Origin of the sequence: uncultured Rothia sp. (assembly GCF_937976295.1) — a bacterium.
Lineage (GTDB): Bacteria > Actinomycetota > Actinomycetes > Actinomycetales > Micrococcaceae > Rothia.
Genome location: NZ_CALJRY010000395.1, coordinates 1 through 9,997 on the forward strand (window position 1 = coordinate 1; position 9,997 = coordinate 9,997).

Below are 9,997 nucleotides of genomic sequence, written 5' to 3' on the forward strand. Positions count from 1 at the left end.
TCCAAATCCGAAATATAGGAACGAATCGTCTCTTCGGAACGGTGCTTCTCATAGCGCAGAAAACGCTCAAAACGGTCCAGGACGGAGCGGAACACCTCACCGGAAACGCCCAGCACGGAATCGGATAGAGCCGAATCGGGTAGAGCAGAGCCGTCCAGAGCAGAATCAGGGCCCTCAGCTTGGGCGCCGGGATGATCAGCGGCAAGGCTGCGGGTGTAGGTCACCGGCAGGGTCGTGGAGGGAGCCTCGTCCCGATATTCTTCTCGGTTTGCAGCCCGGTTTTCGTGCTGGCGGGCGGGGGTCATGCGTCCCTCCTTTCGTGGTTCCGGTTCCCGACTCTAGCGGCGTTATGCTTCTCAGCAGTGTATTTCTGTCCCCTGCTGTATTTCTATCCCCGGCGCATCTGCCGATAGGGCGGCGGGGTAGGCTCCGCGCCAGTACGCGCAAGCCTACCCCAATTGTAGAGAGGTTCAGCCTCCTCTACCTGCCGTCCTGTCATGATTGACCCTCACAACCGGCTACTGTCGGGGCGCTCGGCAGGAGTGTTCAGCGCAGGCTCCCCTACGCTGCGGCAGCCGGGCGAACCTTCCTCCAGCTCGTTCCACTGCTCTCCGCCAGGCCGCAGCGACCCAGGTGGAACAGGTCAGCCATCACGTCGCGAGCGCTCAACCCGAGGGTTGCGGCAATCTCGTCCACGCCGCGGTAGGAACGCGGGCTCAAGTCATCCCAGACTCTGCCCTGTCGTTCGGTCAGCTCATCCAGCGCGCTGGAGGAGGCGGCCTGATCCCACTCGCTCTCGTGCTCGGTGCCCAGCTCAAACCCAGCGGCGGCATCGTACTCGAGAATGTCGGCGGCCTCGGTGAGTGTTTGCGCTAGTCCATCGCGTAGCAGACGGTTCGTGCCCACCGAGTTCGGCGAGTTAATCTGCCCCGGAACCGCCCAGAGGGTACGCCCAATTTCCAGCGCGTGACGAGCCGTGTTCAAGGCACCGGAACGCCAGCGCGCCTCCACCACAATGGTGTGCCGCGCCAATGCCGCAATCAGGCGGTTACGCTCCAGAAAACGCCAACGCGTGGGGGTGTTGCCCACACTCACCTCGCTCATGATGAGCCCGCGGTCAACAATCATGTTCAGCGCATCCGAGTTCTGCGCCGGGTACAGCCGATCCAACCCACCCGCCATAAAAGCAATGGTCGGCAGATCGCTGCCCTGCTGGGTCAGCGCCGCCCGATGCGCCGCAATATCAACGCCCATCGCACCGCCAGAAATCACCGTGTACCCGCGGCGCGCCAGCTCCGCGGCGAGGTGAGTCGTCGCCTCCGTACCGTAGATGCTCGGGTCGCGCGAACCGACCAGAGCCACGCTCGGGGCGGACGCCACATCCAGCAGGTGCCGCGAATCGCCTCGACACCACAGCCCGTACGGTCGGGCAGGCCCCAAATCGTTCAACTGCGGCGGCCACAGCGGATCGGCGGGAGTGACCAGCCACGCCCCGCAGGTTGCCGCCATGTGCGCCTCCGCGTTCAGGGTACGTTCCATGCGGCGGTTCCAGCGCAGGCGGCGGGTCGCGAGCGCCTTACCGAACTTATCACGGCTCATCTGATGCTCACCCGGCGTGTAGTAGCCATTCGCGCTGAAAAACAGGGCGGACTCCCCCTCTGCGGGTGCACCCACCGAGTGCAGAAATTCGCTGAGCTGTTCGTCCGGTTCGCCGTGCTCCCAGGTGTGCTCATCGGGGATGTGCCCGGTCAGCAGGTAGTGCAGGGTCAGCGGCGCACCCAGGCTGGTGAGAGATTCGACCACGAGCTCATCGGCGGGTTCGGCGTAGCGCATCAGCTGAGCGGTGCAGCAGCGGATGTACTCGCGGCACGCAGCCTCAAGCTCCTGCGCGCTGAGCTCAGGGTTGAAGAGCGGTGCGGTAGCTACGGGAGTGGTTGCGTCTGCGGTATCAGCAGATTTTTTAGCTACTGATTCAGCACCCTCTTGGTTTGCAGACTCCGGTGTCTCGTCCAGGTACACCGGGTTCAGGCAGGAGGCGAGGAACCCCGGCAACCGCGCCGCGTTATAGGGGCTCGGCGAAGGCTCCTGCCCCAGCGACAGAATATGCGCCACCCTCTCACGTACCAGGGCGTGCCGGTCTAGCGTCCTGCCGGGCATACGGATCTGCAGTTCCTCCTGCACAAAATCCTCCGCCGCGCTCTCTTCTGGCGCATGCTCTTCCGGCGCACACTCTTGTAGCGCTGTTTCTCTCAGCCCATTTTCTTTCAATTCAGCCTCTTCGGCTCGTTTTCTCGGTTTCTTCTCACTCATAACGTTTCTCCTCTCGTGAGTAGCTCAATTTCGTTCACACGTCTTCAAAAACACCTCGGCGGTCAAAGCTTCGGCACACTATTTCAGCCGCCTACATTTCAGCCGTCGCTCGTTCAGCTGCCTCTATTTCAGCTGCCCCTGCTGCCTCAAAAAGAGCGCCACATCCAGGTGCTCCCGGCTCGGGTAGGCGGCACCCTCCAAATCGGCGAGAGTCCAAGCAATACGCAACACCCGATCATAGCCGCGAGCCGTCAGCGTGCCCCGATCCACGGCGGCGTTCAGCTCGCCGGTGAGCTTCGCATCCAGACGCAGCGGACCGCGCAGAATCTTCCCGTTCATCTCCGCATTCGTCTTCAACCCGTACGGCTCCAGGCGCTCCTTCTGAGCCTGCCGTGCCGCCATGACGCGCTCACGAATCTGCGCCGAACTCTCATTCACCTGACCGCCCGCAAGCTCCGTAGACGACACCTTCGGAACCGTCACATTCACGTCAATACGGTCCACCAGCGGGCCGGACAGCCGCCCAAAATAGGCGCGACGCTCACGCGGAGCGCACGTGCACTCCGTACCGGTGCCCACGTTCATGCCGCAGGGGCACGGGTTCGCCGCCAGAATCAGCTGAAAACGCGCCGGATACGTCGCCGACGCGCTCGAACGATCCAGGGTCACGGTCCCCGATTCCAGGGGCTGACGGAGTGAATCAAGCACCGTACGTTTGAACTCCGGCGCCTCGTCCAGAAAGAGCACGCCGCGATGCGCTTTAGACACGCAGCCTGGGCGGGGAATGCCGCTGCCGCCTCCCAGAATCGCCGGCGCGGAGGCGCTATGGTGCGGCGCCTCAAACGGCGGCTGACGCACCAGCTCGCTCAGGTGCTCCCCCGCCGAGCAGAGGGACCGAATCGCGGTCACCTCCATCGCGGCATCGTTGTCGAGGGTCGGCAGGATGCTCGGCAGGCGCTCCGCCAGCATGGTTTTACCCGAACCGGGCGGGCCTGTCAGCAGCATGTGGTGGCCGCCCGCAGCGGCAATTTCCAGGGCAAAACGACCCTGCGACTGACCGGCAACATCGCTCATATCCGAGGGAATTTCAGCCGGTTTCGCTGCCGGTGCGCTCGCTTCCGTCTGCGGGGCGGGTGGGTAGGTCAGCTTCTGGCTCTCCGCGCCGAGAGCGGCAAAAACCTCAGCCAGGCAGCGGAAACCGCTCACCTGCGCGCCGGGAATGAGCGCCGCCTCCTCAGCGTTTTCGGCGGGCACAATCACGCGGTGATGTCCGGCATCCACAGCTGCTTTGACCGCCGGCAGGATGCCCGGCACGGGGCGTAGTGTTCCGTCCAGTCCCAGCTCGCCCAGGAAGACGCTATCGCCGCTGGGGTGCAGTTTCTTCTCCGCCTGCAGCGCCGCAACCACAATGGCAAGGTCGAACGCCGAGCCGCGTTTAGGCAGGGTCGCCGGGGTCAGGTTCACGGTGAGCCGGTGCTGAGTGAGGATGATGCCGGTGTTCTTCGCGGCGGAGCGCACACGCTCTTTAGACTCGTTGAGCGCGGTATCGGGCAGACCCAGCAGCACGAAACCGGGTAGGCCCTGCGAGATGTCTGCTTCAACGTCAACAATGTGCCCGCGCAGACCCACGAGCGCCACGGAATAGGTGCGTGCGAATCCCATTACGCCACCGCCTTCAAATGTTCGAAGGTGAAGGTTTCGCAGGTTCCAGTCACCGCAATGGCGTCGATACGAAAGCGCGGAAAATCCAGGTTCTCACGCAGCCTGCACCACAGGATCGCCAGCGAGCGCGTGCGGCGCGCCTTATCGCGGTCAATGGACGCGAACGGGTGCCCAAAATCTTCGCTGCTGCGGGTTTTGACTTCAACGAAAACCAGTTCGTCCTCGGGGTCAATGGCGATCAGATCGAGCTCGCCGCGGATCTGTTCGTGTTCGAGTCCGGCGGGCGGTCGCCAATTCCTTTCCAGGATGCGGTAGCCGTTCGTTTCCAGGATGCGGGCGGTCAGTTCCTCGCCCCACCTGCCGACGCTGTGGGCGCGGGGCGGGGTTCTGCGGAGGGGTCTGTTGGGTGCGCTTCGGGTTGTGGCGCGGGCTGTTATTCGGGTTGTTGTCATGGGTTTCTCCCCCGGTAGATAGCGGTAGTGCTTCTACTGTGCCCGCCGCGCACGTGCCCGAACGCAGTTAACGAAAAACTGTGGATAACCTCGGTTCCCAGAAGGAATTAGAGGTTATCCACAGCCATTTATTTGAAATTTTAGGGCATATTTTTCAAAAACGCCGCTCGGGTGCCAACTCGACGCGTCATATTCGCGCAGGTTCATCACGCGGTTTATCATGCCGGGTTCATCGCGCAGGTTCATCACGCGGTTTCGTCACCCAAGTTCTGCCGCCCGGCATCTCAGCAGCCGCGCGCATCCGGCGGCAAGGCGGTGAATCGGGCGTGAGCTAGGCGTTAAAGTCCGACATTTCCGGCACGGTGAACTCCTGGTTGGGCAGGCGCTCCTCCACGTTCACGTCACGCACCGAGTAGGCGTGCACCTTCTTCACAAAGCGGTTGGAGCGGAATACATCCCACACCCACACGTCGCTCATGCTCACCTCAAAGTAGAGGGTGCCGTCCTGCACGTGCGGGGTGACGTCCACCTGGTTTGCCAGGTAGAAGCGTCGGTCGGTTTCTACCGCGTAGCTAAAGAGCGACATGACGTCTTTGTATTCGCGGTAGAGCGCCATTTGGGCGTCGGTCTCGTAGTTTTCGAGGTCTTCTGCGCTCACTACTCTTCCTTTCCTGGGCTTTCTAGTACTGATTCAGCGGTAGCACGTTAGGCTTTCGTAGCCTTCGGGGGCGCGGTCTTCAGGAATGCCACGCACTCTAGCCGCCCCCCTAGTAGCGCTGTGCCGCAGCGGCCTCAATCTGCTCGGCGGTCGCCGGAAGCGACCACGACAGTCGATGCTGCGGGCTGGGGCCCTGCACGCTAATCGCCTCGCGGTGAGCGGCGGACCCGTAGCCCTTATTCTTTGCCCAGCCGTACCCCGGGTAGCAGGCGCCCAGCTGGACCATCAGCTCGTCACGTTCCACCTTCGCAACCACCGATGCGGCGGCGATGGAGGCGCACTTGTAGTCGCCCTTAATGACCATGGTCACCGGCATCTGCGCGGGCTCACCTGCACCGCCTTCGCCCAAACCCTCCCACGCCTGGGCAAGCAGTGCATTGTAGTGTGCCTGCGCCGGATCCGGTACCAGCGCACTGAACAGGTCCTCCTGCGGAGGGGTGAACCAGTCGTGCTTACCGTCCAGCAGGGCGGCGTCGGCACGGTATCCACGGCGCGCCAGCTCGGCGAGCGCACGCTGGGCGGCAAGCCTCAGCGAAAGGGTCATGCCGAGCCGGTCAATATCTGCCGGTTCCACGTGCCCGACCGCCACGGCGCACCACTGGCGGATTTCGGGAACCATGGATTCGCGGCGTGCCGGTGAGAGCGCCTTGGAGTCAATCAGCCCGCCCACTTCGAGAGTGGCGTCCGGGGTGAGGATTGCGACGCCCACGGTAACCGGACCCGCCATGGAGCCGCGGCCCACCTCGTCGATTCCGGCAACCGTGCGGGCGCCGGAGGCGAAGAGCTGCTGCTCGTACTCAAGGTCGGCAGCGGGCGGGGTTGCTTTCGCGGGTTTGGTTTTTACGGGTGGCTTAGCTTTTGCGGGTTTCGTTGCGCTCTTCTGGGCGCTCACCATCATTGCCAAGCTCGCTTACTCACTCGGGGTGGAGGTCGGTGCGGGTACCGAGGAGAACACCGAGCTCTCATCCTGCAGCAGACCGAAGTGGTTCAGCGGCCACGCCACAAGGAACACGTTACCCTGCACGTCGTCCTTGGAGATGAACGCGGTGCCGTCGCTAATGTGGTAGCGGGAGTCGGCGGAGTTGCTGCGGTGGTCACCCATCACGAAGTACTTGCCGGCGGGCACGGTCACCTTGAAGGGAACCTCCGAGGGCGGGTTGCCGGGGTACAGGTAGGGTTCGGTGATTTCTACGCCGTTGACCTTGATCTTGCCGGTGCCGTCGCCTTCAACCACGTCACCGGGAGTGCCGATAACGCGCTTGACCAGGTAGTTCGAGGAGGTATCCGGCAGAATACCGACGAAGGACAGGCCGTCCTTGAGCGGGTTGCTGGTCTTCTGGGTGGAAGGAATCCAGCCCTGAGAGTCCTTGAAGACGATGACGTCGCCGCGCTTGGGCTCGTTGAAGTAGGAGCCCGCCACGTTAATGAACACGCGGTCGTTGACCTGCAGGGTCTGCTCCATGGAGCCGGAGGGAATGTAAAAGCCGCGCAGCAGGAAGGTCTTGACCAGGAATGCGATGACCAGCGCGTAGAGAATGACGGTGCCGCCCTCGCGTGCCTGCACCCAGAGCCATTCGCCGAGGCGGCCTTCTTCCTGCGCCTGGGAGTAGGTCAGCTCTGCCTGCTCGGCGCGCTTTGCCTTGCGGCGTTCCCTAGGGGTCATTTCGGAGAAGTCCTTGGTGGCTTCTGCGGATGCGTCCTTATCGGTGGCTTCTTCGCTCTCGCTCTTCTTTGCGGCGGCGCTCTTCTTCGCGTCCTTCGCGGTGGAAGAAGTCGCGGCGGCGCTGCTTGCGGTTGCACCTGCGGAGGCGGCACTTGCCTCGGCGCTAGCTACCACCTCGCTGGTGCTCGCGGAAATACTCTCAGAGGTGCTCTTGGCATCGCTTTCGGTCGCCTCAGTAGCACCAGAAGCGCCAGTAGCGCCAGTAGCGCCCTCGGATGCCGCCCAGGGGGTAGCCTTCTCGGTCGCGCTCTGTTCGGTAGCCGCCTTCTCACCTGCTGCTTTTTCGGCGGCGAGGCGCGCGGTGTACTCTTCCATTTCGCGGCGCTCGCGGCGGCTTTGAGGCTGGTATCCCTCGGGGAAGGGGCTGGTGTTCGCAGTGTTCTTGTCGTCTGCCATGCTGGAGTGAGCCTTTCGTTTGAGAGATACCTAGCTCGGGTGAAACGGTACCTAGCTATTGTATCGAGAGTGTTTGCGCTCTTGGGCTTTTATTTTCTGAGAGCGGCAAGGTTCTCAGAATATGCAAAAACCGCTCCTTGCCCGCGCAAAGCGGTTGGGGAGCGGTTCGCAACAGAATTCTGTATCTATAAAGATTAGAACTCGCGCTTCTCGCGGATACGAGCAGCCTTACCGTGGCGGTCGCGCATGTAGTACAGCTTTGCACGACGGACGTCACCGCGGGTCACAACCTCGATCTTCTCGATGGAGGGAGAGTGAACGGGGAAGGTACGCTCAACACCAACGCCGAAGGAAACCTTGCGGACGGTGAAGGTCTCGCGAACGCCTGCACCCTGGCGGCCAACGACGAAGCCCTTGAAGACCTGGATACGGTGGGTCTTACCTTCAACGATCTTAACGTGAACGTTCAGGGTGTCACCGGGGCCGAATGCGGGGATGTCGTCACGGAGGGACTTCTTGTCGAGGAAGTCAAGAGTCTGCATAGTTGTAGATCTCCAGAGTCATCTGCCGCAGGTCAAATAGACTCAGATTGCTCTGCCCCACTGCGGGACAGAAAACTTCATGCTTCGGACAGGATTGGTGCCCGAAGGTTGACATCGTTGGTCGCTCTCCCCCCTGCGGCAGGGGCGTGCCCGATGTCAACACAATGCTCCATTATCCCAATGCACCCGCGTTTATGCAAGCATCCGGGGAGCACTTTTAGAAGGGGGGTTCGTCACTCTGCGCTCCCCCGCCCTGGGATGCGCCGTTCTGCACCGGGGCACCCTGAACGGTCACACCCGGCGCCTCCGCGTTCTGCGGAGGCGCGTACTGCTGCGCGTACTGCGTCGCCTCCTGCTGAGGTGCGCCCTGCATGTCGTTGACCGTGCGCTTCTCCACGGTGCGGGCGAAGGTGCTCGTACCGTAGTTCAGGTCGTGACCGATGCCGAGGGCATCCACTTCTACCGTGGTGCCCTGCGTGCCGTCTTCGCGGTTCCAGCGGCTAATGCGCTGGCGGCCGCTCACGACCAGCGGCTGCCCCTTCTCAATGGAGGTGGCGATGTTCTGGGCGAGGCGGCGGTAGGCTTTCACGGTGTACCAGTTGGTGGTGCCTTCTTTCCAGGTGCCGGTGGCGTCCTGCCAGCGCGGGGTGCTGGCAAGGCGAAAGTTCACAACGGGCACCCCGTTGGGCAGGGTGCTCAGTGCCGGGTCGGAGGCGGTGAATCCGCGGATCAGAATGGTGTCGCTCATGGTTTCTCCTTAGAAACTAGTGGGTTGGTTCCTTCACCTTGCCAGGGCTGAGCCGACGTTGCACCCGACGACCGCCGCATCTGTGGATAACCTCGCGTTGTGCGGTTTTGGGTACCGCCTGTGGATAGATTTTTTGAACTTTTTGCCCCATTTTTTCAAAATTTGCCCTCGGGCAACACGCTCCCTGCAGAAATATGACGACTACTCCCCCACCCCATCCGGCATCGTAACTGGTATCCGTGATAGGTATCTCAGCGTCGAGGCGGCTATTTTTGCCCTCAAGTTAACTATTTCAGCCCCACGCACTCTATCCTTGATGATGCGGTGCACTCAGCCGCATCCCGTCTACCCGCCTTGGAGAATCCGTGAGCAAAAAGCCCGCGAACAACAACCTGCCTTCTTTGCAGGAACTTCAGCAGCTGCAGCGCAACCTACCCAAGCTGCCCGACTCGATGGACCCGAAGAAGAAGCGCCTCATTTACGGTCTGCTCGCCGTGCTTGCCGTGATCGTGCTGATTATTGGTCTGGTCTACGTGAGCAAGAACGGCGTGGACAGCCTGCTCGGTTCGGATACGACGACCTCCGCCACCGACGAGGAAGAAACCACCGTTGCCACGGAAACCCTCGCCGAGGTCAAGAACCCGTACAAGGCGGTTGATCCCGCGACCGCGCTCGCACCGGATCTGGCGACCGCGAAGCGCGAGCTGGCGTCCCTGCAAGTGAAGGATCGCGCGTCAAAGACTGGCTACTCTCGTGATCAGTTCGGTCCCGCCTGGGATGACGTTGACGGCAACAAGTGCAACACTCGTGATGACATTCTACGCCGCGACCTGACCAATGTTCGTTTCAAGGTGGGGACCCACGCATGCACCGTGATCAGTGGCACTCTGGATGACCCGTACACCGGCAAGACCATCGAGTTCAAGCGCGGCAAGAAGACCTCCTCAGCCGTGCAGATCGACCACGTGGTAGCGCTGTCGAACGCATGGCAGACCGGCGCGCAGGATTTGACCGCGGAGCAGCGCCGCCAGCTGGCGAACGACCCGGAGAACCTGCTGGCTGTAGACGGCCCGGCGAACCAGCAGAAGTCCGATGCGGACGCCTCCGAATGGTTGCCGAGCAACACCGCCTACCGCTGCACCTACGTGGCACGTCAGGTGCATGTGAAGGCGAAGTACAAGCTGTGGGTGACCGCGGACGAGAAGAAGGTTATGGAGCGCGTCCTCAACTCCTGCAAGGACACTAACCCCACTAAGAAATAGCCTCCCGGCACCTCGCAACATCTCGCAGCACCTTGCAGCGCACCAACATAAAAGCATCAAGAAAACCGCCCCGCACCCTAAGTTTTGGGTGCGGGGCGGTTTTCTATGTGGCGCCCCAGGAGGGAATCGAACCCCCGACCAAGAGATTAGAAGGCTCCTGCTCTATCCTCTGAGCTACTGAGGC

At 62.0% G+C, this 9,997-nt stretch carries 10 protein-coding genes, 1 tRNA gene and 1 pseudogene; 2 read left to right on the forward strand and 10 right to left on the reverse strand.

Annotated elements, in window-relative coordinates:
* From Q0216_RS10495 to Q0216_RS10510, 4 genes and pseudogenes are all read right to left on the reverse strand, one after another.
* Nucleotides 1–305: pseudogene (locus Q0216_RS10495) on the reverse strand (tyrosine recombinase XerC); the annotation flags it as partial.
* A 256-nt stretch (nt 306–561) separates the two neighbouring features.
* Complete coding sequence (gene dprA, locus Q0216_RS10500) at nt 562–2,181, reverse strand: DNA-processing protein DprA (protein WP_298595291.1); 1,620 nt, start codon at nt 2,179–2,181, stop codon at nt 562–564.
* A 252-nt stretch (nt 2,182–2,433) separates the two neighbouring features.
* Nucleotides 2,434–3,972, reverse strand: a complete 1,539-nt coding sequence (locus Q0216_RS10505; protein WP_298595294.1) for a YifB family Mg chelatase-like AAA ATPase — start codon at nt 3,970–3,972, stop codon at nt 2,434–2,436.
* Nucleotides 3,972–4,424: a YraN family protein gene (locus Q0216_RS10510; RefSeq protein ID WP_298595296.1), complete on the reverse strand. Its 453-nt coding sequence runs from the start codon at nt 4,422–4,424 to the stop codon at nt 3,972–3,974. The genes Q0216_RS10505 and Q0216_RS10510 overlap by 1 nt, the downstream gene beginning before the upstream one ends.
* 80 nt (nt 4,425–4,504) lie before the next feature.
* Between Q0216_RS10510 and Q0216_RS10515 the strand changes: the two genes are divergently transcribed.
* Entirely contained in the window at nt 4,505–4,759 is a 255-nt protein-coding gene (locus Q0216_RS10515; RefSeq protein WP_298595299.1) for a hypothetical protein, read from the forward strand.
* On the opposite strand, the gene Q0216_RS10520 is transcribed toward Q0216_RS10515, so the two are convergent.
* The 5 genes from Q0216_RS10520 to Q0216_RS10540 form a co-directional block, all read right to left on the reverse strand.
* Entirely contained in the window at nt 4,756–5,082 is a 327-nt protein-coding gene (locus Q0216_RS10520; protein ID WP_298595301.1) for a DUF2469 domain-containing protein, read from the reverse strand. The two genes, Q0216_RS10515 and Q0216_RS10520, sit on opposite strands and share 4 nt — an antisense overlap.
* Before the next feature lie 109 nt (nt 5,083–5,191).
* Nucleotides 5,192–6,040 (reverse strand): ribonuclease HII, encoded by an 849-nt coding sequence (locus tag Q0216_RS10525; RefSeq protein WP_298595315.1) that lies wholly within the window; start codon nt 6,038–6,040, stop codon nt 5,192–5,194.
* A 12-nt stretch (nt 6,041–6,052) separates the two neighbouring features.
* On the reverse strand, nt 6,053–7,261 hold the full coding sequence (gene lepB / locus Q0216_RS10530; protein WP_298595303.1) for a signal peptidase I: 1,209 nt from the start codon (nt 7,259–7,261) through the stop codon (nt 6,053–6,055).
* Between the two features lie 194 nt (nt 7,262–7,455).
* The gene (rplS, locus tag Q0216_RS10535; protein ID WP_298595306.1) at nt 7,456–7,803 is read right to left on the reverse strand and encodes a 50S ribosomal protein L19; all 348 of its coding nucleotides are present in this window, start codon (nt 7,801–7,803) and stop codon (nt 7,456–7,458) included.
* A gap of 217 nt (nt 7,804–8,020) precedes the next feature.
* Nucleotides 8,021–8,551: a single-stranded DNA-binding protein gene (locus Q0216_RS10540; protein ID WP_298595309.1), complete on the reverse strand. Its 531-nt coding sequence runs from the start codon at nt 8,549–8,551 to the stop codon at nt 8,021–8,023.
* 365 nt (nt 8,552–8,916) lie between these two features.
* Between Q0216_RS10540 and Q0216_RS10545 the strand changes: the two genes are divergently transcribed.
* Nucleotides 8,917–9,813, forward strand: a complete 897-nt coding sequence (locus Q0216_RS10545; protein WP_298595312.1) for an HNH endonuclease family protein — start codon at nt 8,917–8,919, stop codon at nt 9,811–9,813.
* Nucleotides 9,814–9,921: 108 nt separating this feature from the next.
* Here the strand turns inward: Q0216_RS10545 and Q0216_RS10550 are convergent.
* Nucleotides 9,922–9,997: transfer RNA gene (locus Q0216_RS10550), tRNA-Arg, on the reverse strand.

Bases quoted from the DNA above. Each gene is read 5' to 3' on its own strand.
- Q0216_RS10505 (WP_298595294.1), bottom strand. From the start codon at position 3,972: ATGGGATTCGCACGCACCTATTCCGTGGCGCTCGTGGGTCTGCGCGGG.
- Q0216_RS10510 (WP_298595296.1), bottom strand. From the start codon at position 4,424: ATGACAACAACCCGAATAACAGCCCGCGCCACAACCCGAAGCGCACCC.
- Q0216_RS10525 (WP_298595315.1), bottom strand. From the start codon at position 6,040: ATGATGGTGAGCGCCCAGAAGAGCGCAACGAAACCCGCAAAAGCTAAG.
- lepB (WP_298595303.1), bottom strand. From the start codon at position 7,261: ATGGCAGACGACAAGAACACTGCGAACACCAGCCCCTTCCCCGAGGGA.
- rplS (WP_298595306.1), bottom strand. From the start codon at position 7,803: ATGCAGACTCTTGACTTCCTCGACAAGAAGTCCCTCCGTGACGACATC.
- Q0216_RS10540 (WP_298595309.1), bottom strand. From the start codon at position 8,551: ATGAGCGACACCATTCTGATCCGCGGATTCACCGCCTCCGACCCGGCA.